Annotated in this window: 21 protein-coding genes and 1 riboswitch; of the genes, 19 read left to right on the forward strand and 2 right to left on the reverse strand. The window is 64.0% G+C overall.

The window, feature by feature from the left end; all coding sequences use genetic code 11:
- The 6 genes from B4394_RS21460 to B4394_RS21485 form a co-directional block, all read left to right on the forward strand.
- On the forward strand, window positions 1-564 hold a 564-nt coding region (locus B4394_RS21460), incomplete at its 5' end, for an SRPBCC family protein (protein WP_139360362.1).
- A 36-nt stretch (window positions 565-600) separates the two neighbouring features.
- Window positions 601-1,116: a VOC family protein gene (locus B4394_RS21465; RefSeq protein WP_078312861.1), complete on the forward strand. Its 516-nt coding sequence runs from the start codon at window positions 601-603 to the stop codon at window positions 1,114-1,116.
- Complete coding sequence (locus B4394_RS21470) at window positions 1,113-2,576, forward strand: FAD-binding protein (protein ID WP_078316236.1); 1,464 nt, start codon at window positions 1,113-1,115, stop codon at window positions 2,574-2,576. Before B4394_RS21465 ends, B4394_RS21470 begins: the two co-directional genes overlap by 4 nt.
- Window positions 2,577-2,698: 122 nt before the next feature.
- The gene (locus tag B4394_RS21475; protein WP_078312859.1) at window positions 2,699-3,097 is read left to right on the forward strand and encodes a hypothetical protein; all 399 of its coding nucleotides are present in this window, start codon (window positions 2,699-2,701) and stop codon (window positions 3,095-3,097) included.
- A gap of 114 nt (window positions 3,098-3,211) precedes the next feature.
- Window positions 3,212-4,579, forward strand: a complete 1,368-nt coding sequence (locus tag B4394_RS21480; protein ID WP_078316237.1) for an ABC1 kinase family protein — start codon at window positions 3,212-3,214, stop codon at window positions 4,577-4,579.
- A gap of 83 nt (window positions 4,580-4,662) precedes the next feature.
- Window positions 4,663-5,292, forward strand: coding sequence for a TetR/AcrR family transcriptional regulator (locus tag B4394_RS21485; RefSeq protein ID WP_078312857.1), 630 nt, complete (start codon window positions 4,663-4,665; stop codon window positions 5,290-5,292).
- A gap of 1 nt (window position 5,293) precedes the next feature.
- Here the strand turns inward: B4394_RS21485 and B4394_RS21490 are convergent, their stop codons facing one another.
- The gene (locus B4394_RS21490; protein ID WP_078312856.1) at window positions 5,294-6,805 is read right to left on the reverse strand and encodes an ABC1 kinase family protein; all 1,512 of its coding nucleotides are present in this window, start codon (window positions 6,803-6,805) and stop codon (window positions 5,294-5,296) included.
- A gap of 248 nt (window positions 6,806-7,053) precedes the next feature.
- On the opposite strand from B4394_RS21490, the gene B4394_RS21495 reads away from it, so the two are divergent.
- The 13 genes from B4394_RS21495 to gcvP all read left to right on the forward strand — a co-directional run bounded on the left by B4394_RS21495 (window position 7,054) and on the right by gcvP (window position 20,700).
- The gene (locus B4394_RS21495) at window positions 7,054-7,530 is read left to right on the forward strand and encodes a type II toxin-antitoxin system Rv0910 family toxin (protein WP_030097979.1); all 477 of its coding nucleotides are present in this window, start codon (window positions 7,054-7,056) and stop codon (window positions 7,528-7,530) included.
- A 58-nt stretch (window positions 7,531-7,588) separates the two neighbouring features.
- On the forward strand, window positions 7,589-8,863 hold the full coding sequence (locus tag B4394_RS21500; RefSeq protein ID WP_078316238.1) for an acyl-CoA dehydrogenase family protein: 1,275 nt from the start codon (window positions 7,589-7,591) through the stop codon (window positions 8,861-8,863).
- Window positions 8,864-9,113: 250 nt separating this feature from the next.
- A complete protein-coding gene (gene secA2 / locus B4394_RS21505; RefSeq protein WP_176138359.1) occupies window positions 9,114-11,438 on the forward strand; it encodes an accessory Sec system translocase SecA2 in 2,325 nt (774 codons plus the stop codon).
- A 56-nt stretch (window positions 11,439-11,494) separates the two neighbouring features.
- Complete coding sequence (locus B4394_RS21510; protein WP_078312853.1) at window positions 11,495-12,124, forward strand: CDP-alcohol phosphatidyltransferase family protein; 630 nt, start codon at window positions 11,495-11,497, stop codon at window positions 12,122-12,124.
- Between the two features lies 1 nt (window position 12,125).
- Window positions 12,126-13,070 carry a DUF881 domain-containing protein gene (locus B4394_RS21515; RefSeq protein WP_078312852.1) on the forward strand — a complete coding sequence of 315 codons (945 nt, stop codon included), beginning with the start codon at window positions 12,126-12,128 and terminating at the stop codon, window positions 13,068-13,070.
- Window positions 13,071-13,106: 36 nt separating this feature from the next.
- Window positions 13,107-13,439, forward strand: coding sequence for a small basic family protein (locus B4394_RS21520; protein WP_078292462.1), 333 nt, complete (start codon window positions 13,107-13,109; stop codon window positions 13,437-13,439).
- A 4-nt stretch (window positions 13,440-13,443) separates the two neighbouring features.
- Window positions 13,444-14,202, forward strand: a complete 759-nt coding sequence (locus tag B4394_RS21525) for a DUF881 domain-containing protein (RefSeq protein WP_078316239.1) — start codon at window positions 13,444-13,446, stop codon at window positions 14,200-14,202.
- A 55-nt stretch (window positions 14,203-14,257) separates the two neighbouring features.
- The gene (gcvH, locus tag B4394_RS21530; RefSeq protein WP_078312850.1) at window positions 14,258-14,653 is read left to right on the forward strand and encodes a glycine cleavage system protein GcvH; all 396 of its coding nucleotides are present in this window, start codon (window positions 14,258-14,260) and stop codon (window positions 14,651-14,653) included.
- A gap of 227 nt (window positions 14,654-14,880) precedes the next feature.
- Window positions 14,881-15,354: a glycogen accumulation regulator GarA gene (garA, locus tag B4394_RS21535; RefSeq protein WP_078292459.1), complete on the forward strand. Its 474-nt coding sequence runs from the start codon at window positions 14,881-14,883 to the stop codon at window positions 15,352-15,354.
- A complete protein-coding gene (gene ftsR / locus B4394_RS21540; RefSeq protein ID WP_078316240.1) occupies window positions 15,351-16,094 on the forward strand; it encodes a transcriptional regulator FtsR in 744 nt (247 codons plus the stop codon). Before garA ends, ftsR begins: the two co-directional genes overlap by 4 nt.
- A gap of 46 nt (window positions 16,095-16,140) precedes the next feature.
- The gene (locus B4394_RS21545) at window positions 16,141-16,644 is read left to right on the forward strand and encodes a bifunctional nuclease family protein (RefSeq protein WP_043078983.1); all 504 of its coding nucleotides are present in this window, start codon (window positions 16,141-16,143) and stop codon (window positions 16,642-16,644) included.
- 246 nt (window positions 16,645-16,890) lie between these two features.
- Entirely contained in the window at window positions 16,891-17,517 is a 627-nt protein-coding gene (locus B4394_RS21550; protein ID WP_078292457.1) for a MerR family transcriptional regulator, read from the forward strand.
- 61 nt (window positions 17,518-17,578) lie between these two features.
- Window positions 17,579-17,676, forward strand: a riboswitch (glycine riboswitch).
- Window positions 17,677-17,862: 186 nt separating this feature from the next.
- Entirely contained in the window at window positions 17,863-20,700 is a 2,838-nt protein-coding gene (gcvP, locus tag B4394_RS21555) for an aminomethyl-transferring glycine dehydrogenase (protein ID WP_078316241.1), read from the forward strand.
- Between the two features lie 46 nt (window positions 20,701-20,746).
- Here gcvP and B4394_RS21560 read toward each other — a convergent pair whose 3' ends face one another.
- Window positions 20,747-22,585 (reverse strand): vWA domain-containing protein, encoded by a 1,839-nt coding sequence (locus B4394_RS21560; protein ID WP_078316242.1) that lies wholly within the window; start codon window positions 22,583-22,585, stop codon window positions 20,747-20,749.
- Between the last annotated feature and the right edge of the window lie 179 nt (window positions 22,586-22,764).

The following is a 22,764-nucleotide window of genomic DNA, read 5'->3' on the forward strand; positions in this document are numbered from 1 at the left end:
CGCGTCGTGACCGTCAGCCAGACCTACGACACCGATGCCGAGAACCTATGGGATGCCTGTACCAATGTCGAACGCATCCCGCGCTGGTTCCTGCCGATCACCGGGGACCTATGTCTGGGGGGTCATTACTCCTTGGAGGGCAACGCATCTGGAACAGTGCTAGCGTGCGATGCACCTCATTCGTTCAGTGCGTCCTGGGAAGCCATGGGAGTCACCAGCTGGATCGAGGTGACAATCACGCCCGAGTCCGGCGACCGGGCCACCTTCACTCTCGAACACATCTCCGATATCAACGACGATGATGAGCACTGGTTGCAGTTCGGTCCCGGAGCTGTCGGAGTCGGTTGGGATTCCGGGCTTCTCGGCCTGGCCGGATACATCGCGTCGCCCGATGATCGGATAACTCCCGATGAGGGAGCGGCGTGGGCGGCGGGCGATGAGGGGCGTGCGTTCATGGCCGGATCCAGCGAACGGTGGTACGAGGCGGCCGTCGCCTCCGGCATGGACCCGGCGCAGGCCCGGGGCATGGCTGATCGCACCACGCAGGCCTATACCGCGGGCTGAAGTGGTCGGCGCCACAGCGGACGCTACTATCGGCCCATGACCACATCGGCAATGCCGCCGGATGTTTCTGGATTTGGACGCGTCACCCAAATTGCTTGGGTTACTGATGATCTCGACGCCACGGAAGGCATGCTCAGTGCCGTATTCGGGGTCAAGAAATGGACACGAATTCCAGATGTGCACTTCGGCCCCGACTCGTGCACCTATCGCGGTGCGCCGGCCGACTTCACCGCGACCATCGCGCTGAGCTACCTCGACGACATGCAACTCGAACTGATCCGGCCGGTCAGCGGGACGAGTATCTATACCGAGTTTCTGGAACGGCATCCCGCGGGACTGCACCACGTATGCATGGAGCCAGCCGACCTGGACGCGGCACTCGCTCACGCGACGGCACGCGGCATGGAAGTGGTACAGGACGGCGTGATGCCCGGCGGTATGCGCTTTGCCTACCTCTCGGCACCCGCGGCCGCCTTGCCGTACATGGAACTGGCCTTCGTCCCGCCCGAGATCCGGGCGTTCTACGACTACATCAAGAGTGAGCAGGCATGAGCGCAGCGATACCGGAAACCGTAGCGGTCCAGGACATCACCGAGTGGTCTGACGAGGTAGAAGTGCTCGTCATCGGCTTTGGCATGGGCGGTGGATGTGCCGCCGTCTCGGCCGCCGAGGCCGGTGCGCAGGTGCTTGCACTCGAACGTGCCGCCTCCGCGGGCGGAACCACCGCGATGGCCGGCGGGCACTTCTACCTGGGCGGCGGCACGGCCGTTCAAGAGGCCACCGGACACGCCGATAGCGCCGACGAGATGTACAAGTACCTCATGGCGGTATCGCCGGATCCTGATCCGGAGAAGATCCGGTTGTACTGTGACGGGAGCGTCGAGCATTTCAATTGGCTTGAGGCACTGGGTTTTCAGTTCGAACGCAGCTTCTACCCGGAGAAGGCTGTCATCCAGCCCAACACCGAGGGGCTGATGTTCACGGGGAACGAGCTGGTGTGGCCCTACCGAGACCAAGCGGTCCCCGCGCCGCGCGGGCACAAGGTCCCCAAACCCGGCGACACCGGTGGTGCGGGCATGGTCGTGGACCTTCTTGCCCAGCGTGCCGGCGAACTCGGTGTGCCCATTCGCTACGAGACCGGGGCCACGGCGCTCATCCTCGATGAGGCGGGCGCGGTGGTCGGCGCGACCTGGAAGCATTTCGCCGAAACCGGTGCGATACGGGCCAAGTCGGTGATCATCGCGGCGGGAGGATTCGTGATGAACCCCGCCATGGTGGCCGAATACACCCCCAAGCTCGCCGAGAAACCGTTCGTACTCGGCAGCACCTACGACGACGGGCTGGGCATCAGGCTCGGGGTCTCCGCGGGCGCCGATACCCGCAACATGAACCAGATCTTCGTGACTGCGCCGGTCTACCCGCCATCGGGTCTACTCACCGGAATTATCGTCAACAAGAACGGTGAACGGTTCGTCGCCGAGGATTCCTACCACTCCCGGACCTCTGGATTCGTGATGGACCAGCCCGACAGTGCGGCATACCTGATCATCGATTCCGAACACATGGACCGACCGACGCTGCCGTTGACGCCATTCATCGACGGATGGGAGACCATCGCGGAAATGGAAGAGGCGCTGGGCATCCCGGCGGGAAACCTGGAGAAGACGTTGCAGCGGTACAACGAGCATGCTGACAGGGGAGAGGACCCGGACTTCCATAAACACCCGAAATACCTTGCCGCGCAGGGAACCGGCCCCTGGGGTGCGTTCGACCTGACCCTCGGCAAGGCGATTTATGCGGGGTTCACGCTCGGCGGTCTTCGCACGGACGCGGATGGCCGTGTGCTCACCGCGGCCGGTGAGGCGATATCGGGTCTCTACGCGGCGGGCGCCAGCGCGTCGAACATTGCTCAGGACGGCAAGGGTTACAGCAGCGGAACGAGGCTCGGCGAAGCTTCATTCTTCGGACGGCGAGCGGGTTCGCACGCGTCAGCACGGGTATCTGCCCGTTGAGTAGACGTGGCGTGCTATGTGAGACCGGTCACAAAAGTGCATCAAATGCTCGCTCGACGGGGTAGCCGGTGGGCGACCGTGGAACCGTCACTTAGGCTGGGCGCAACGGAAAGGTGACTCCAATGGCGGAGGTCTATACCAGTAACGGGAATCGGCCCGCACCGGCCCGCAAGATCCGCAAGCTGGCCAACGTCGCGCTCAACATCGACGGCACCGTCGGCCACATCGAATCGATGGCCGTCGAGGTGCACGACCTCACCGACCGAGTGGGTTCAATGCTCGACCACCTGGACTCCAGTCTGGAGCGACTGGACGACTCCCTGGACTCGCTTAACCTCACCTTGAACGATCTCGCCAAGACCACCTCAACCCTGGCTAACACGATGACGAGTCTTGAGACCCTCATCGACGTCGTCAACCCGCTCATTCGCGTACTTAAGGTTGCGCTCTACCCCACGAAGATCGTGCTGGACTTCGCCGACGACCGGATCGCCCAGGTCGAACGCGCCCTGAACCGCTAGGCCCTTCCTCGTTCGTCCGCACTCGACACTCACCGCATTTGATTAACATACATACCGGATTGTCGGTAATGTCTCACCGATAGCGACGATGAGGTGAGGACGAAGGGAGTCGCGGTGAGCGATACATCCGATCAGCCGCGGCGGCCCCGGAAGCTCGACCCGGTTTCCGCTGAGATTCAGTTCGATCGGCTGGCCGCGACGGCAGGACAGCTCCTCAAGGCGGGATCACGAATCCTGAGCCAACGCCCCACGGAGCGCGACCTGCGTCAAGTCGTCGCCAAGGAAATGCGCCGGTCTTTTGCCGAACTAGGCCCCGCCTACGTCAAGTTCGGACAGCTCATCGCGTCATCTCCGGGGATGTTTCCCGAAGACCTCTCCGCGGAGTTTCGGTCGCTGCTCGATCAGGTGCCGCCGGCGAATCCACAGACCATCCGTTCCATGCTTACCGCCGAGCTCGGCGCACCACCCGAGAATGTATTCGCCTCATTCGATGAGGTTCCTTTCGCTTCAGCCTCGATCGCTCAGGTGCACAAGGCGACGCTCAAGGACGGCACCGCGGTCGTCGTCAAGATCCAGCGCCCCGCGATCCGTACCCGACTCGCCGCCGATCTGCAGATCCTCAAGCAAATCGCCCGGGGCCTGGAACTCACCGAGATGGGCCGGATGTCGAACATCTACGAGGTGATGCAAGATTTCGAGGCCAACCTCGCCGAGGAACTCGATTTCACCCTGGAAGCACGGGCCATGCGTGACTGGACCGCTGGCCTTGCCGGCTCCAAGTACGCACCGAAGGTGCGAGTGCCCCAACTCTATTCGGAGCTGTGTACCGACAAGGTGCTCACCATGGAGTATGTCGAGGGCATCCGGATCGACAACGCGGATGAGATTCGCGCGGCCGGATTCGACGGCCCCGAAGTGGTCAAGACCCTCATGCTCACCCTTTTCGACTCGGCGTTCGCCGCGGGCACCTTCCATGGCGATCTGCACGCCGGAAACCTGATGGTGGACCCGCAAGGGCGAATCGTATTCCTGGACTTTGGAATTGTCGGCCGTCTCGATCAGCGGACCCGCAAGACGTTGCGTGAGCTGATCGGCGCCCTCATCATCGAGCCCGATGACGAGGCGGCCGCGCGGACACTGATCAAACTGGGCGCCATCGACCCCGGCGCCGATCCCGCCAAGGTCGCCGCATCGCTACGAAAAGTCACCCGCCCCATGGGCACCTCATTGGGGAAGATTTCCTACGGCACGATCGGACGACAGCTCACCGCACTGGGTCGCGAGCATGACGCCATCCTTCCCAAGGAATTCATCCTGGTGGGCAAGCAACTACTCTACGTCGAGCGATACACCAAACTGCTTGCGCCCGAATGGCAGCCGGTGGGCGACCCGGAAATCCTCACTTACTTCGGCGCCTTAATATCGGAGTACCAGCAGGCCCGGGAAGAAATCGAGGACAGCAAGGGCGGGCCCGAAGAATGACACGCACCGCTGGAAGTCCCGCTCGGTCTGCCGCCCGCAATCATCGCTCCGGGCGAAGGACCCAGGAGGAACGCAGCGCCGCCATGCGGAGCAGGCTCCTTGACGCCACCGTGGACTGCCTCGTCAATTACGGATACGCGGGCACCACGACCACCCGTGTGGCACAGCGCGCCGGCGTCACCCGCGGCGCACTGGTGCACCATTTCCAGTCGAAATCCGAACTTCTCGGAGAATCGGTGCGGCACCTGGCGTTCAAACAGGGCCAGGAAATCCTCTCCGAGCTCATAGCGCTGGACCGCGAGAGCGACACCGATTTCATCAGCCGCTGCCTGGATGCGCTCTGGAGGATGCATCAGGGGTCGATGTTCGTCGCCACCATGGAACTGTGGATCGCCGCACGCACCGATCCCGAATTGTCCGCGCAGATGGACCAGTTTGAATTCATTGTCATGCAACAATTCTCAACGCTCGGCCAGTCAGTAAGCCAGACCGCCGAGGAGTTGCGTGTCATTCGCAACATCACGCTCACCGCGATGGACGCTGTTCGCGGAATCTTGGTCAACAGCATGACGGCACCGCAAGAAGTTCGCGATCAACGTTGGGGACGCGCCAAGGCGATGCTGCTGAACATCGTCGAGTCGCCGACAGTCGGTGCGCCGCTCGACTCCGCGTTGCGCACAATAGACCCCGGAAAGCTCAGTCTTTCCGACTGATCTACTTCGACTCTCGCGCTGCCGCTTCCTCCATGCGTGACTGCTCGGCCTGGATGACCATGTTCCCGAAGTACCCGATGAACGACGGATCCGAAAGCAGGGCCCAGTCCGGCGCCAGCAGCTTCATGTAGCGCTCCACGTACAGAAGTTGCTTGGAGATCAGCACCAGCTCCCGCGGAAGCCGCACGTCGTATTCCTTGGCCATCACCGCCAGCTGCTTGCCGAGCTGGCCGTACGAGATCGCCGAAAGCTTGGCTTGCTGTAGGGGATTAGTGAAATCGGAGATCGTCTTGGCGGCAGTGGTGGAGTCGACGGCCTTCCCCCGATCTCCGATGGCGCCGAGCTTGTAGATACCGCGACTGACCGCAGCATGATCATTCTTCACAAACAGGTCGACCATGATCTCGGTGAAGATCTTGCGGCTACGTTCATCGATACGCCCGACGATCCCAAAGTCCAGGAACACGATTCGCCCGTTCGAGTCCACCAGCAAGTTGCCCGCGTGCAGATCACCGTGGAAGAGCCCCTTGTGAAATCCGGTCTCGAACAGTGAATAGACGATGGCCTTGACCAATCCGACTCCGTCGAATCCGGCCGCGGAAAGCTCGCCGACGTTGTCGATCCTGATGCCTTCGACGTACTCCATCGTTAGCACACGTTCGGTGGTGTACTCCCAGAAAACCTTGGGAACACGCACCTTATCGCCATACTCGGTGTCCGCCAGGCTCGCAATCCACTGCTCCATGGCGTGCCCTTCGGCGGCGAAATCAAGTTCCTCGTTGAGGTTCTGCTCAAAGTCCTCAACGATTTCGGGCGCATTGCTGGCACGTCCCAGATCGGTCTTGACGATCAAGCGGGCGAGACGCCCGATGATCCGAACGTCGGCGGCCAACCTGGTGCGGATCTTCGGCCGCTGAATCTTCACCACCACCCGCTCACCCGATTTGAGCGTCGCGTGGTGGACCTGGGCGATTGACGCAGAGGCAAACGGATGGTCGTCGAATGTCGCGAATATTGTTGCGGGATCAGCACCCAACTGATCACGCAGCGATTGGCGAATCAACTCCGGGGACGCGGGCGGAACCCTGTCGAGAAGCGTGCGGAACTCATTGGACAACGTTTCCGGGAACACGCCGGGGGATGAGGCGATGAGCTGGCCGAGCTTCACATAGGTGGGGCCCATGAGTGCGAAGGTGCGGCGCAGCTCATGGGCGGCCCGTACTTCAAGTGTTCTTCCGCGCCGGGGTTTGGTCAGCAGGCGCGCTCCCGATCCAGCGAGCCGGGCGACAACGACGCCAAACCTCCCGGCCTCCACCCGAAATGGCGGGGGATTCAGTCTGACCCGCGGGCGTGTGATCTCGATATCGATCGCCCCGCTCTTCGGCGGCGAATTCACCGCCGCGGCGGGTGGTTCCGAGGTAGATTCCGGGACGACGGGCTGTTGTCTCCCGTTCTCGGACATTCCGGCAGCGAGGGGCGCCGCATCGTTGCCCGCGCCCTCGGGGGTGGTCATGAGCGCCACTGTAATACATACGAGCACAGTTGTATGTAACGTGCGCTGGGCTACCGATCGGTAGCCACCGAATCGGGCTCAGGTGCCCACAGGCCTGTCGGTATTTGACCGTCGTACACCCTGCATTTAGGCAGTCCGCCGTGCGAGATCTGCGGTAATTGCATCTTACATACACGAGGGTATGTATGTTACGTTCGGAACTGTTGGCATCATCCGTGCCAGACCACTGACAAAGGAGTCTTTCGCCCATGTCCGAGCTGCACTCCAGCATTGATCTCCCGTACAGCATCGACAAGCTCTGGTCCGTGTTGCCGGACCTCAACAAATACGACGAGTGGATGACCATCCACACCGGATTCAAGGGCGATGTCCCCGCAATTGAGGACATCAAGGTCGGCACCAAGTTCTCCGAAATCGTCACCCTGATGGGCATGGCCAACACGGTCGAATGGACCGTGCAGGAGTTCACCCCGGCCGACGAGGTGCTGTCCGCCAAGAAGGGTGCCTTCAAGCTGGGCGGCACGGGCATGGCAGGCGTCGAGGCCATCATCAAGTCAAGCGTCGAGGAAATCGACGCGGACAACACCAGAGTGAACGTGGACTCGTCCTTCACCGGGCAGATGCTCACCGGAGCGATCGGCACGGCCATCGACAAGGCAGTGCAGGAGGAGCTCGAAAACTCCGTGGCCCGACTCAAGGAATTGCTGGCCAAGGAGCTCGGCTAACGAGCCCATGTGCCGGGCCCACTGATGTCGATCACTTTCACCGAAGAAAGCAGGACACATGCTCGACTGGTCACCGATTGACCTCGCGGTGCGTGACGCCGTGCGCCAGTTCATCGACAAGGAGGTCAGACCTCACGTCGACGCGCTGGAGTCCGGCGAGATGGAGCCGTACCCCATCATCCGGAAGATGTTCGCCACCTTTGGTATCGACGCTCTTGCCAAAGAGGCGCTACAGAAGCAGATCGAGAAGAAGAAGACCCGGGAGGCCGCGCTAGCGGCCGGAGAGCCGCCGGAGGACTCCAAGAAGTCCGATGGTGGGGGAGTCATGGGGCTCGCCGGCGGGTCGGCCGGCATGGGATTCGTACTCACCAGTGAAATCTCCCGCGTCTGTATGGGTTTGGTGACGGGCATGGGCGTGAGCATGGGTCTGACCGTGCCGACGATCGCCTCCCGCGGCACCGCCGCACAGATGGAGCGGTGGCTGCCGGAGCTGGTCACCTACGAGAAGGTGGGCGCGTGGGCCATCACCGAACCCGACTCGGGCTCTGATGCGTTCGGCGGAATGAAGACGTATGTCACCCGCGACGGCGAGGACTACATCCTCAACGGGCAGAAGACCTTCATCACCAACGGGCCCGATGCCGATGTCATCGTGGTCTACGCCAAGCTGGACGAAAAGGACCCGTCGGTCGACAAGCGCGACCGCACGGTGCTGACCTTCGTCCTCGACAAGGGAATGGAAGGCTTTGTACAGTCAAAGCCGTTCCGCAAGATGGGCATCCACAGCTCACGTACCGGGCAACTGTTCTTCGAGAATGTCCGTCTCGGCAGGGACCGGCTCCTGGGCGAATCGGAGACCAACGACCAGGGCGACGGGCGCGATAGCGCCCGGGCCAACTTCTCGATGGAACGCATCGGGGTGGCAGCGCTCGCTCTCGGCGTCATCGAGGAGTGCCTGCGGCTCTCGCTGGACTACGCCAAGACGCGCACCCTGTGGGGCAAGGAAATCGCGCAGTTCCAGCTGATCCAGCTCAAGCTGGCGAAGATGGAAGTGGCCCGGCTCAACGTGCGGAACATGCTGTTCCACGCCATCGAGAGCTTGTCGGAGAACAAGACGCCCTCGCTGGCGGAGGCCTCGGCCATCAAGCTCTACTGCTCGGAGGCCGCCACCGACGTCGCGATGGACGCCGTGCAGCTCTTCGGCGGCAACGGCTACATGACGGAGTACCGGGTCGAACAGCTGGCGCGCGACGCCAAGTCGCTCATGATCTATGCCGGCAGCAACGAAGTTCAGATCACCCATATCGCCAAGGGCCTGCTGGCAGGCAACTAGCCCGGTAGCCGGCTCGGCACCCGAGCGCCGATTCACGAGGATCTGGCGGAGTACTAGGCCTGGCCGGGCCTAAGTACTCCGCCAGACACGTGCTGCGCACCTCGAGGTTCACGCCGGGGCGCCACGATGCGGCCACGGCAGTGCCATCTGTGGCCGGCCCGACCTCCAACTCGATATTTCGGGCGGTAGCCGATTCGGTGATCGTCGAGTTCGCGGCACCGACGGCGCTCCTAGCTCCCTGACGTACCGTGTGCATGTGCGCAAGTCGAACACCGCCTCACGGTTCACCGGGAAGTTCTGGAAGCTCCTCGGTGCCGCCACCGACAAGAACCAGAGCCAGTCGCTGGACCTCGTGGACGCCTCGAAGAAGTACGACGAGAAGGCCAAGGACCTCACCGACGAGCAGCTCACCAAGGCGGCCAAGAAGCTCGACCTGGCCGAGGGCATCGAATCCAAGGACATCGGCCAGTTCCTGGCGATCGTCCGTGAGGCCGCCGAACGCACTATCGAAGAACGACCGTTCGACGTTCAGCTGCTGGGCGCATTGCGCATGCTCGACGGCGACGTCATCGAAATGGCGACAGGCGAGGGCAAGACCCTCACCGGTGCGATCACCGCCGCCGCCTACGCGCTCGGCGGGCGCAGCGTGCATGTCATCTCGGTCAACGACTACCTGGCCCGGCGCGACGCCGAATGGATGGGGCCGTTCCTGGAGCGCCTCGGGCTGACGGTCGGATGGATCACCGAGGAATCGACCGCCGACGAACGCCGGAAGGCCTACGCCTCTGACGTCACCTACGGGTCAGTTAACGAAATCGGCTTCGACGTGCTGCGCGACCAGTTGGCGATCGACGTCGACGACCTGGTGTCACCGAGTCCCGACGTCGCGGTCGTCGACGAGGCCGACTCGGTGCTGGTCGATGAGGCCCTGGTGCCGCTGGTACTGGCCGGCACCAGCCACCGCGAAGCCCCGAGCTCCGAGGTCATCGAAGCGGTACGCGAGCTGACCGCCGGAGAGGACTACGAGGCCGATAACGATCGCCGCAACATCTTCCTCACCGATACCGGCGCCCGGAGGCTGGAGAAGCGTCTGGGGAACATCGACCTCTACTCCGAGCAGAATGTCGGGACAACCCTCACCGAGGTCAACGTTGCCCTGCACGCCCACGTTCTCCTGGAGCGCGACGTGCACTACATCGTGCGCGATGGCGCCGTGCACCTCATCAACTCCTCACGGGGCCGCATCGCGGCCCTGCAGCGCTGGCCCGACGGCTTACAGGCCGCGGTCGAAGCCAAAGAAGGCATCGAAACCACCGACACCGGTGAAGTTCTCGACACCATCACCGTGCAGGCCCTCATCAACAGGTACCCGCGCGTATGCGGCATGACCGGTACGGCGCTCGCGGCAGGTGAACAGCTTCGGCAGTTCTACAAGCTGGGCGTCTCACCGATCCCGCCCAACACCCCAAACATTCGCGAGGACCAGCCCGACCGCGTGTACATCACCGAGGCGAGCAAGAACGACGCCATCGTCGCGCATATCGCCGAGATCCACGCCACCGGCCAGCCGGTGCTCGTCGGCACGCACGATGTCGCCGAATCTGAGGCGCTGCACCACCGCTTGGTGCGTTCGGGCGTTCCTGCCGTCGTGCTGAACGCCAAGAACGACGCCGAGGAGGCCCGCGTCATCGCCGAGGCCGGGGCGCTCAAGACTGTCACGGTGTCCACTCAGATGGCCGGCCGCGGCACCGATATCCGGCTGGGCGGTTCCGAGGAGACCGACTACGACGCCGTCGTGGAAGTTGGCGGGCTGCATGTCGTCGGCACCGGACGACACCGCACCGAACGGCTCGACAACCAGCTGCGCGGGCGCGCCGGGCGCCAGGGCGACCCGGGTTCGTCGGTCTTCTTCTCCAGCTGGGAGGACGAGGTTGTTGTGGCATACCTTGATTCGGCCAAGCTCCCTACCGAGACCGATGACGACGGGCAGATCGTCAGCACCAAGGCCGGCGGTCTGCTCGACCACGCCCAGCGGGTCGCCGAGGGCGCGATGCTCGATCTGCATGCCAACACCTGGCGTTACAACCAGCTGATCGCCCAGCAGCGTGCCATCATCTCGGACCGTCGCGACACCCTGTTGCGCACCGATACCGCCCGCAAAGAGCTCAAGGAGCGTTCCGCTGAGCGCTATGACGAGCTGGCGGAGGAACTTTCCGAAGAGCGGTTGGAGCGCATCTCGCGGCAGATCATGCTCTATCACCTTGACCGTGGTTGGGCGGACCATCTGGCCTACCTCTCGGACGTACGAGAGAGCATCCACCTGCGTGCGCTCGGGCGGCAGAATCCGATCGACGAGTTCCACCGGCTCGCCGTAGACGCCTTCGCCTCACTGGCGGCCGACGCCGTGGAGGCCGCGCAGCAGACCTTCGAAACCGCGAATCTGGTTGACGAGGAACAGGGATTGGATCTATCGAAGCTTGCCCGGCCGACCTCGACGTGGACGTACATGATCCACGACGACCCGCGTAAGAACGACAGCCTCTCGATTCTGAACTTGCCGGGGGTCTTCAGCTGACGACAAGCCGCCTGTTTACGTGGGGTATCGCTCCGCGAATATGAGAGGCTGGCCGGATGGGAACCGATGAGCCGCTTGCGCGAAGAGCTTCAGCTCCCCATGAGCCGCCTCCCGGAGATGACCGGATACTGACGGTCCCCAACGTGCTGAGCGTTATTCGGCTCGCGTTCATCCCGTTGTTCCTGTACCTGCTGCTGGTGAAGCACGCCGACGGCTGGGCCGTCGCCATTTTGATGCTGAGCGGCTTCACCGACTGGGCCGACGGCAAGATTGCCCGGCTGATGAATCAGTCGTCACACCTGGGCACGCTCCTGGACCCGGCCGCCGACAGGCTGTACATGGTGACCACCCCCATCGCGTTCGCCATCCGGGACATCGTGCCGTGGTGGATCGTCCTCACCCTGCTGGCCCGCGACCTGATTCTCACCCTTGGACTGCCCATCGTGCGCCGCCGTGGAATCGAGGCGTTGCCGGTCATCTACATCGGCAAGGCCGCGACCTTCGCATTGATGTCGGCGTTCCCGCTGATCCTCATCGGCGAATGGGACTCGCTGTGGGGCAGGATAATCGGCCCCTGCGGCTGGGCGTTCCTGATCTGGGGGCTGGGCATGTACCTGTGGACGTTCGTGCTCTACATCGCACAGATAGTGATGGTGGTCCGGCAGCTGCCAAAGGTCAGCACCTGACATGAGTACCGACGACCCGATACATGGCAATGGGCCACATCTCATGGGTGGTTTCGAACCCGAGGAAGGTCTGGGCCATCACAGTGCAAACCGGCCCAAGCGCAATCCGGTGCCCTCGCTCTTGCGCACACTGCTCTCCGATCATCTCGACGCCGGATACACCGAGGCGGCCGCCGCACGCCGCGCCGGAGCTGCGCCGCGCTCACGCCTGGCCGAATGGGGTTGGCAGGCAGTCGCTGCCATCGCCACCGCCGCAGTCTTCGCGGCGGCCGTCGCGCAGACCACCCGCATAGCGCCCGGCGTCATGCAGGAGAAGCAGGGACTGCTGGCAAGTATCCGCAGTGAACAGCGCGATTCCGGAGCACTGGAGTCAACCCGCGATCAGTTGTCGGCGGAGGTGGCCGGCGCTCGGCGCAGCCAGCTGGAAGGCAACGAGCAGGGCAAGGAGCTGCTGAATCGGTTGGACCAGTTGGGTCTTGCGGCGGCAAGCACCCCGGTGCGTGGACCCGCGCTGATCGTCACGTTGGCCGACCCGGGCAGCACCGGCGATCTTTCGGACGTCTCGAAGGAACGTATCCCGCGCAGCCAACAAGTTATTCTCGACCGCGATATGCAGCTTGTCGTGAACTCGCTGTGGACCAGTGGTGCAGAGGCGATTTCGGTCTCGGACGTTCGTATCGGCCCCAACGTGACGATGCGTCAGGCCGGGGGAGCGATCCTGGTCGACAATCAGCCCATCAGCTCGCCGTACCGCATCGTCGCCGTTGGTCCCGCTAACACGATGAAATCCTCGTTCGAGCGCAGTCCGGGCATGGCCAGGATGCGGCTTCTCCAGAAGTCCTATGGCATCCGGCTCACCCTCGGCACCCAGGAGGACGTCCAACTGGCCCCGGCGGCTAATCGGGACGTGAAGTACGCCAAGGAAACTCCAGTAGGAGCCCGATGACATGACCCGGACCGTGACGAGGAGAGGAAGTAGACGATGATCGGCATTGTCGCGCTGGTGATCGGCGTGGTTTTGGGGCTGGTGTTTCATCCGAACGTGCCCGACGCCGTCGCCCCGTACTTGCCGATCGCGGTGGTGGCGGCGCTCGATGCGCTTTTCGGCGGCGCACGGGCCTATTTGGACCAGATATTCGATTCGAAGGTGTTCGTGGTCTCCTTCGTGTTCAACGTGCTGGTAGCGGCGCTGATCGTGTTCGTGGGCGACCAGCTCGGGGTCGGCACGCAGCTGTCCACCGCCATCATCGTCGTTCTCGGCATTCGCATCTTCGGCAACGCTGCCGCCCTGCGGCGCAGGTTGTTTGGGGCGTAAGCCGATGACCGATTCCCAGCACGAGCCGCACCCCGGCAAGCACGAGATGCCCAAGACGCGCCGGCCGCCGACCCGCACTCAAGTCACCTTCGGAGTGCTGGGTGTCGCGCTGTGCGCACTGCTGGGGCTGGCGATCACCACTCAGGTTCGCCAAACCGAATCCGGCGATGGCCTGGATACCGCGCGGCCCGCTGACCTGCTGGTGCTGCTCGACTCGCTGCAGCAGCGCGACGCCAGCCTGAACAAGGAGATCGCAGACCTGCAGCAGAGCCTTATCACCATGCGCGCCAGTGGAACCGGCAATCAGGCAGTGATCAATGACGCCAAGGCTCGGCTGTCGGCGCTGTCCATCATGGTGGGGACAGTCGGTGCCACCGGACCGGGTGTCGTCCTCACCATCAACGATCCCGGGCAGGGCCTCGGACCAGAAGCGCTCCTCGACATCATCAACGAGCTGCGGGCGGCCGGTGCGGAGGCGATCGAGATCAAGTCGGGCGACCAATCGGTGCGCATCGGGGCCGATTCGTGGGTAACCGGGACCCCAGGACAGCTCACCGTCGACGGCACGCTCCTGGCGCCTCCGTATTCGGTTCTGGCGATAGGCGATCCGCCGACACTCGCGGCGGCGATGAACATTCCCGGTGGCGCCGTCGACACCGTGTCGCGAGTGGGCGGTGGCGTTACCATCGACCAGCCGACACGCGTAGACATCACCACCTTGCGGGAACCGAAACCGCGCCAATACGCTCAGCCCGGCAAGTAGCCCTCCGGGCCCAGCGACTACGCAGACCACTGACCGAGAGCAAGGATGATTCACCGTGACCGAAATTCCTGCCGACCTGCACTACACCGAGGAACACGAATGGGTGCGGCGCACGGGTGAGCGCACCGTGCGTATCGGGATCACCGACTACGCACAGTCACAGCTCGGCGATGTGGTGTTCGTCCAGCTGCCGGACGTGGGCTCGGACCTGACCGCCGGCGCCACGTTCGGCGAGGTGGAGTCCACCAAGTCGGTATCTGACCTGTTCGCGCCGATCACCGCGAAAGTTGTTGGCGCAAATGGCGATTTGGATTCCAACCCGCAGCTGGTCAATTCCGACCCGTACGGCGAGGGATGGTTGGTCGATCTTGAAGCCACCAGCGCGGCAGACCTCGACGCCGCTCTTAATGACCTCTTAGACGCATCGGGATATGGTGACGCCACCGATTAGGAGGGCACCAGTTCTCCAACCGGTCCGACGACCACTATTTCGGGTGGACCACTGGCCGATACGGCAGAGGTGGCCCGTTACGGGCGGTCAGACGGTACGGTCGGAAATGAGCGGCGATGAGCGCTCGCCGCGAAGAGCATGAGGGCAGATGAGGGTCGCGAAGAGCATCAAGCTCAGCGAGATCCGCACTGACAATCGAATCCTCCAGGGGCGAGGAAGAAGGAGCGATGGTGACCGATAACGACAAGGACGACACGTCAGGCGAGGTCACCGCGGAGACGACCTCGGTGTTCCGCGCCGATTTCGCGACGGAGCTGGAAGCGCCCGCGCAGGCCGCTACCGACGTGTCGGGTGTCGAGGGATTGCCCGCCGGTTCGGCACTGTTGGTGGTCAAGCGCGGACCCAACGCGGGATCGCGATTTTTGCTCGATCAGGCGACCACATCGGCCGGACGGCACCCGGACAGCGACATCTTCCTCGATGACGTCACCGTAAGCCGTCGTCACGCCGAATTCCGGCTTGACAGTGGCGAATTCCAGGTCGTCGACGTGGGCAGCCTCAACGGGACCTATGTCAACCGCGAGCCCGTGGATTCGGCGGTTCTCGCCAATGGCGACGAAGTGCAGATCGGAAAGTTCCGTCTGGTCTTCCTGACCGGGCCGAAGTCGGCCGGCGATGACACCGCCCCGGGTGGCCAGTGACAGCTCCCGACCGGCCGGCTCTCACCGGAATGTCGATTGGGTCGGTACTCGACCTGTTGCGTCCGGAGTTTCCGGACGTCACGATCTCGAAGATTCGATTCCTCGAATCGGAGGGCCTGGTTACCCCGTCGCGTAGCGCGTCGGGGTATCGCCGGTTTTCGGCCTATGACGCCGAGCGGCTCCGGTTCATCCTGACCGCCCAGCGCGATCACTACCTGCCGTTAAAGGTGATCAAGGAGCAGCTCGACGCCCAGCCCGACGGCGCGCTGCCCGATGTGGGGGGTTTCAGCGGCGGCCCTCGGCTGTTCGCGATCACCGATGGTGATGAAACCAACAGTGTTGCCCGTCAAGGATTTCCATCGGTACGTCCCACCCGGCTCAGCCGCGAGGATCTGCTGTCGCGTTCCGGCGCGGATGAGGTGCTGCTGACCTCGCTCATTAGGGCGGGAATCATCACCTCGGGCCCAGGCGGTTTTTTCGACGAATACACGGTTCTGATCGTTCAGTGCGCCGCCGAGCTGGCCGACTACGGTGTCGAGCCGCGGCACTTGCGCACCTTCCGATCGGCGGTTGATCGCGAGACTGATTTGATTGCCCAGATCGTGGGCCCGACCGTTAAGGCCAACAAGGCAGGAGCCCGCGACCGCGCCGATGACCTGATCCGGGAGGTGGCGGCGCTGTCGATCGCGCTCCACGGTGCGATGATCAAGTCCGCGGTGCGCGGCGTCCTCGATCGCTGAGGACTAGACTCGCGGTACGACAGAAGTACTGGTGTTGGAGGGCACGATGAGCGAAGTTCGAGTCGTGGGAATCCGCGTGGAGCAGCCCCAGAACCAGCCGGTGTTGTTGCTGCGGGAATCCGCCGGCGATCGATACCTGCCGATTTGGATCGGTCAGTCCGAGGCTGCGGCCATTGCCCTGGAACAACAGGGGGTGGAGCCGGCGCGGCCGCTCACCCATGACCTGATCCGCGATCTCATTGTCGCCCTTGGGCATTCACTCAAGGAAGTACGGATCGTGGATTTGCAAGAAGGCACGTTCTACGCGGACCTTGTTTTCGACAGTGATATCCGGGTGTCGGCACGGCCGTCCGATTCGGTGGCAATCGCGCTGCGCGTAGGGGTTCCGATCTACGTCGAGGAAGCCGTACTGGCCGAGGCGGGCCTGATCATTCCCGACGAGGACGACGAGGACTCCGGCGGAGCGCTGCGAGAAGACGAGGTCGAGAAGTTCAAGGAGTTCCTCGACAGCGTGTCGCCCGACGACTTCAAGGCCACAGAAGGCCCGTAAACAGGGCCTTAAGTAACGAGTAAGTCTCAACCTGACCTTTACAGTCTCGACCCGGGCGCGTCGCGTTGACCGTGATTTCCCGGAGGCCATAATTTGACTCAGCGGCCGGCACGGGGCAGCGCAAGGAGCGTATGCTCGGAGAATTCGTGCTTGGACGAACGCACTACCGGCGGACTCGGTTCCTCGAGGTTTCTCAGGGAACCGCGCCACGAGAGCCGGCGAAGCGATCGGCGAGAGGGAGCAGAAGTGGTCGAACAGCCGCAGCAGGGGCAGCTGGACATGACGCTGGATGGGAGCGCGGCGGGTTCCGCCGAGTCATCCGCGTCTGACGGACCTGTCCAGCCGGGTCTCTTCCCGGATGACTCCGTTCCCGACCAGCTCGTTGGCTACCGCGGACCCAGTGCCTGCCAGGTTGCCGGCATCACGTACCGCCAGCTGGACTACTGGGCGCGCACCTCACTGGTGGTTCCCTCGATCCGCGGCGCGGCGGGCTCCGGCAGCCAGCGCCTGTACTCCTTCAAAGACATCCTGGTCCTCAAGATCGTCAAGCGACTGCTGGACACCGGAATCTCACTGCAGAACATCCGGGTAGCCGTCGAACACCTGCGTCAGCGGGGGGTCGAGGATCTCGCGAACATCACGCTGTTCTCGGACGGCACCACGGTCTATGAATGCACCTCCGCCGAAGAGGTCGTCGACCTGTTGCAGGGCGGACAGGGCGTATTCGGCATCGCGGTCAGCGGTGCCATGCGCGAGCTGACCGGCGCCATCGCCGAGTTCCCGGGGGAGCGCGCCGACGGCGGCGAGGCCATCGAGGCACCCGAGGACGAGCTGGCCTCCCGTCGCAAGGATCGCGCCCGCAAAATCGGCTGATCCGGCCCACTCGCTCGGCGGTCTGGACCAGAGGGTTAACTCGCGTAAACTGGTCAAGCATCGCCCGTGGGCGGGAGAGTGTCATGACCGCCAGTCATGGCCGCCGAAGGAGCAACACCTCTCCGCCAATCTCTCAGGCCCCCGAACCGCTCTCGGCCCCGATGCCTCTGAAAAGCGGTGATCCGATCTTTCGATCAGATCGCCCGCCGACGGGGAAAGGCTCTCACCCCGCGAATCCGCCTGGTGAGACGACCGAATCTCTCAGGCGCCCGTATCGGGTTGATGACAGAGGGAGGGGAGACGCCGTCGCGTGCCTGTCGCGTGACTCGGCCCTCCGGGAGTGTCATGTCTTTCGCCGATCGCCATATCGGTCCCACCGCTGCTGATATCGACACCATGCTTGCCACCATCGGCGTGGCCAGCCTCGATGAGCTCGCCGCGAAGGCCGTTCCGGCCAGCATCCTGGATGAGCAACACGGCGGCCTCGCCGCCGGCCTGGACGCGCTCCCGGCAGCAGCATCCGAGCACGAGGCTCTGGACGCACTGCGGAAGCTCGCCAGCCAGAACACGATTGCCGTGTCGATGATCGGACAGGGCTACTTCGACACGCTGACACCACCGGTGCTTCGCCGGAACATCCTGGAAAACCCGGCCTGGTACACCGCGTACACGCCGTACCAGCCGGAGATCAGTCAGGGACGCCTTGAGGCGCTGCTGAACTTCCAAACCATGGTCGCCGAGCTCACCGGCCTCGATATCGCGAATGCCTCGATGCTCGACGAGGGTACGGCCGCGGCCGAGGCGATGACGCTCATGCATCGCGCCGTGAAGTCCGGGTCCAACCGTCTGATTGTCGACGCCGACGTGTACGGGCAGACCGCGGCCGTCATCGCCACCCGCGCCGAACCGCTCGGCATTGAGGTGGTGACCGCCGATCTCACCCAGGGACTACCCGATGGCGAGTTCTTCGGAGTGATCGTGCAGTTGCCCGGCGCCTCCGGGTTGGTGCGTGACTGGACTTCGGTCATCTCCGAGGCCCATCAGCGCGGCGCACTGGTGGCTGTCGGCGCCGACCTGCTGGCCCTCACCCTCATCGCCCCACCCGGCGACATCGGTGCCGACGTCGCCTTCGGCACCACTCAACGCTTTGGTGTCCCCATGGGATTCGGTGGCCCCCATGCCGGGTACCTCGCGGTACACACGGCGCACGCCCGGCAGCTCCCCGGGCGCCTCGTCGGTGTGTCGGTGGACGCCGACGGCGCACCCGCATACCGGCTCTCGCTGCAGACTCGCGAACAGCACATCCGCCGCGACAAGGCGACCAGCAACATCTGTACCGCACAGGTGCTGCTGGCCGTGATGGCCGCCATGTACGCGAGCTACCACGGCCCGGAAGGGTTGCGCAGCATCGCCACCCGGGTGCACCGCAACGCGCAGCTGCTGGCCTCGGGGCTGACTCGCGGCGGCTACACCGTGGTGCACGACCACTTCTTCGACACAGTGCTGGTGCACGTCCCCGGCAAGGCCGCGGAGATCCAGGCGGCCGCCAAGGCCGAAGGTGTCAACATCTGGAGTCCCGACGGCGACCACGTCTCGATCGCCTGTGACGAGGCGACCACCCTGCCGCACCTCGTGGCGGTGCTGCGGGCATTCGGGACCGACATGTTCGAGGGCACCCTGGAGGCCCCGCGCCCCGCGGATATCGCGACCCGAGACTCCGATTACCTGACCCACCCGGCATTCAATCGCTATCACAGCGAGACCGACATGATGCGCTACCTGCGCGCGCTGTCGGACAAGGATATTGCGTTGGACCGCAGCATGATTCCGCTCGGATCCTGCACCATGAAGCTCAACGCGGCCGCCGAGATGGAGCCCATCACCTGGCCGCAGTTCGCCACTCAGCATCCGTTTGCCCCGGCGGGCGATTCTCGCGGCCTGCGCACGCTGATCGCCGATCTCGAAGGCTGGCTGTCCGATATCACCGGGTATGACAACGTGAGCCTGCAGCCCAACGCGGGATCGCAGGGCGAGTACGCGGGGCTGCTGGCCATCCGCCAGTACCACATCGACCGCGGCGAAAGTGCGCGTGAGGTGTGCCTGATCCCGTCGAGCGCGCATGGCACCAACGCCGCCTCTGCCGCCTTGGCGGGTATGCGCGTCGTGGTGGTGGCCTGCCGAGAGAACGGCGATGTCGACCTGGACGACCTGCGGGCCAAGATTGCGGCGAATGCCAGCACGCTGGCAGCGATCATGATCACCTACCCGTCCACCCACGGTGTCTACGAGCACGACATTGCCGACATCTGTGCGGCCGTGCATGACGCCGGGGGACAGGTGTACGTCGACGGCGCGAACCTGAACGCCCTTGTGGGACTTGCCCGTCCCGGGCGCTTCGGCGGCGATGTCAGCCACTTGAACCTGCATAAGACCTTCTGCATCCCTCATGGCGGCGGTGGGCCCGGCGTCGGACCCGTCGCGGTGCGCAGCCACCTCGCGCAGTACCTGCCTGGGCATCCGTACGCCGACGAACTGCCGTCCGGACCTCCGGTGTCCTCGGCGCCCTATGGTTCGGCGTCGATCCTGCCGATCACCTGGGCCTACATCCGGATGATGGGACCCGACGGGCTGCGGGCGGCGTCGCTGACTGCGATTGCCTCGGCCAACTACCTGGCGCGCCGTCTCGACGAGTACTACCCGGTGCTCTACACCGGCGATAGTGGCATGGTGGCCCACGAGTGCATCTTGGACTTGCGGGATATCACCAAGAACACCGGCGTGACCGTCGACGATGTGGCTAAGCGCCTGGCCGACTACGGCTTCCACGCACCGACGATGAGCTTCCCGGTGGCCGGCACGCTCATGGTGGAGCCCACCGAGAGCGAGAGCCTGGCCGAGGTGGACGCCTTCTGTGAGGCGATGATCGCGATCAAGGCCGAGATCGACAAGGTCGGCTCCGGGGTGTGGCCGGTGGACGACAACCCGCTGCGCGGCGCGCCGCACACCGCCGAATCACTTACCGCCGACGAGTGGAATCATCCGTACGGCCGGACCGAGGCGGCGTACCCGCTCGGAAAGGGGTTCCGCCCCAAGGTGTGGCCGCCGGTGCGTCGCATCGACGGTGCTTACGGCGATCGCAATCTAGTGTGCTCCTGCCCACCGATCGAGGCCTTCGCCGAGTAGCGATGCCGCCCCGAGCAGCCCCCCGCGTGCGGGGGGCTGCTCGCGGTTAGGACACGAAGCGCGTGATGGCCGCGGCCAGCTCCGGGCTGTTCGAGGCCGTCAGGTTCTGGTAGGCACCACCGGTCTGCTGAGCGAGCGCCTGCCAGGTCTGCTGATCGGAGTCGTTGCCGAAGTCGATCACATTGATGCGCACCGGCCGCGCCGGATCCTTCTGGCGGTTGATCGTGTCGATGAGGCCTGCACTGTCCAGGCTCTGATCGGTGTGCGAGTGACCCGCCACGATGAGTACCGAGTTGACTTGATTCGGGCGGAAGCTGTTGACCGCTTCCTGGTACACGTTGCGCAACGTGGTGAATGCCACCGCACCATTGGCGGTCGGCTGCAGCGCCGTCAACGCGTCGGCCACACTCTGCGACCTGGGCACGCCCTCGACATCGTCGGAGGCAGCACCCAATCGAACGACGGTGTTGCCTTCCTTGCCGTCATACGTCCAGAGCCCCACACCAGAGCCCGGGGCAACGGTGCGTATGCGGTTGGCAAGCGCCCCAGTCACATCGGACAACTTCACGCCCTCGGAGGACAACGAGGAATCCAACATGATGGTGGTCGCCCCTGCACCCGTTGACGTGCCATCGGCCAGCGCGACACGAACCTTGTCCTCGATGGTCAGCGGCTTCTCGATCTTCGCGAAGCTCACCACATCGCTACTGGGCAGGTCTGCACCCTCGGCGCGGAAACCAGCGGCCGCGAGATCCTTGAGCTGATCCTTATCGCCCAGGAAACGCGCGAATTGGCTTGCCGCGGTGTGCTGCTCCTCGGACAGCCACGCACCGTCCAGCTGCACCGTGGGGTAGTCGGCAATCGGAGTAGCCCCGGCGGGCAACCATGCGGCGACGACCTTCTTGGCATCACCGTTGCTGCGGGTACGGGCGTAGAGCTGCTGCTCGGTGGTGACCACCGAGTGCACCGCGGCACCGGGCTGCTCGCCACCGTCAAGCAGCGCACCCAGGGCATCGGAGAGATTGTTGGCGGGCAGCTTGGGAGCCGTCGCGGCCAACGACGCGGCCGCACCGGCACCGAGCTCAGCCGAATCGCCGGGACGAACACTGGCGGCTGCCACCGCTTCCGCGGCCAGCTGGGCTGCATCGGCGTTACCGCTCGAGGGCAGCGCCAATCGCAACGAGCCCCAACCGGGAAGGCCGAAACCGTCCAGCGAGTTCGGAACGTTCTGCAGCGCAGGCAGATCCGCCCAGCTCTTATCGGCAGGAATGGCCTGGCGCAGCCGTGGGGTGGTCGCAATCACGATCGGCGTACTGACCAACGACCGGCTGTCGCTCACGATGTTGGTCTTCGAAGCCGCCTTCAGCCGTGCCGAGGAGATCGAGCTCCCCGGAATCCACAGCGCCGGCTGCGCTCCGAGCTCGGCGGGCCACTGACCCGTCAGCCCCTTGATCACGTTGGTCGTATCTGCCGGGCGCACCGCGACGGTGAAGCAGTAGTCGCCGATCACCTCGTGCTTCTGGTTGAACCGTTCGGATAACTCGCCAATCCGGTCCGCGATGGACGGATCGGCAACCACGGCGATGGCGTTGTTTCCGTGCACGCAGGTCGCGGAGGCCTCCGCTTGGTTGTCGGTCGTCCGCCTGTCGAAGTACCACCACAGTCCGATGGACACGGCCACCACAAGCACCGCCGCCACGACGCCGACCAGCCCCTTGCTGACGCCCCAGTTGCTACCACCGCTGCGGTGCGACCGCTGCCAGCTGCCTGTGTCGAACTCCGAACCGGAGCTCGACTCGGACACCGGCTCGGAGTCCGCGTCCCAATCGTCGTTGTCGTCCCGATCGTTTGGGCTACCCGACCCAGATGCGCTGTGCCTGCCCATGTGTTGTCGCGACCCTTCTGATCGTGTCTAAATACTTGTCCAGCGGTTGAGTACGACCCCCCGCTGCGCGTCGGCCCGAGTCTACTGTCCCTGACCGCCGATACCACGGTGCGCGCAACCAAACCGCGTCCAAATAGACACGGAGACGTACCCTGCACCACGAGGTAAAGGCACGCCCG

Source organism: Mycobacterium sp. D16Q16, from assembly GCF_002013745.1.
In the GTDB taxonomy this organism is placed as follows: Bacteria; Actinomycetota; Actinomycetes; order Mycobacteriales; family Mycobacteriaceae; genus Mycobacterium.

Coding starts and splice junctions, on each gene's coding strand:
- B4394_RS21545 (WP_043078983.1), top strand. CDS start 16,141: ATGAGCGAAGTTCGAGTCGTGGGAATCCGCGTGGAGCAGCCCCAGAAC.
- B4394_RS21510 (WP_078312853.1), top strand. CDS start 11,495: ATGGGAACCGATGAGCCGCTTGCGCGAAGAGCTTCAGCTCCCCATGAG.
- B4394_RS21470 (WP_078316236.1), top strand. CDS start 1,113: ATGAGCGCAGCGATACCGGAAACCGTAGCGGTCCAGGACATCACCGAG.
- gcvP (WP_078316241.1), top strand. CDS start 17,863: ATGTCTTTCGCCGATCGCCATATCGGTCCCACCGCTGCTGATATCGAC.
- B4394_RS21475 (WP_078312859.1), top strand. CDS start 2,699: ATGGCGGAGGTCTATACCAGTAACGGGAATCGGCCCGCACCGGCCCGC.
- garA (WP_078292459.1), top strand. CDS start 14,881: ATGGTGACCGATAACGACAAGGACGACACGTCAGGCGAGGTCACCGCG.
- B4394_RS21520 (WP_078292462.1), top strand. CDS start 13,107: ATGATCGGCATTGTCGCGCTGGTGATCGGCGTGGTTTTGGGGCTGGTG.
- B4394_RS21465 (WP_078312861.1), top strand. CDS start 601: ATGACCACATCGGCAATGCCGCCGGATGTTTCTGGATTTGGACGCGTC.
- B4394_RS21500 (WP_078316238.1), top strand. CDS start 7,589: ATGCTCGACTGGTCACCGATTGACCTCGCGGTGCGTGACGCCGTGCGC.
- B4394_RS21490 (WP_078312856.1), bottom strand. CDS start 6,805: ATGACCACCCCCGAGGGCGCGGGCAACGATGCGGCGCCCCTCGCTGCC.
- B4394_RS21485 (WP_078312857.1), top strand. CDS start 4,663: ATGCGGAGCAGGCTCCTTGACGCCACCGTGGACTGCCTCGTCAATTAC.
- B4394_RS21515 (WP_078312852.1), top strand. CDS start 12,126: ATGAGTACCGACGACCCGATACATGGCAATGGGCCACATCTCATGGGT.
- B4394_RS21525 (WP_078316239.1), top strand. CDS start 13,444: ATGACCGATTCCCAGCACGAGCCGCACCCCGGCAAGCACGAGATGCCC.
- B4394_RS21560 (WP_078316242.1), bottom strand. CDS start 22,585: ATGGGCAGGCACAGCGCATCTGGGTCGGGTAGCCCAAACGATCGGGAC.
- B4394_RS21495 (WP_030097979.1), top strand. CDS start 7,054: ATGTCCGAGCTGCACTCCAGCATTGATCTCCCGTACAGCATCGACAAG.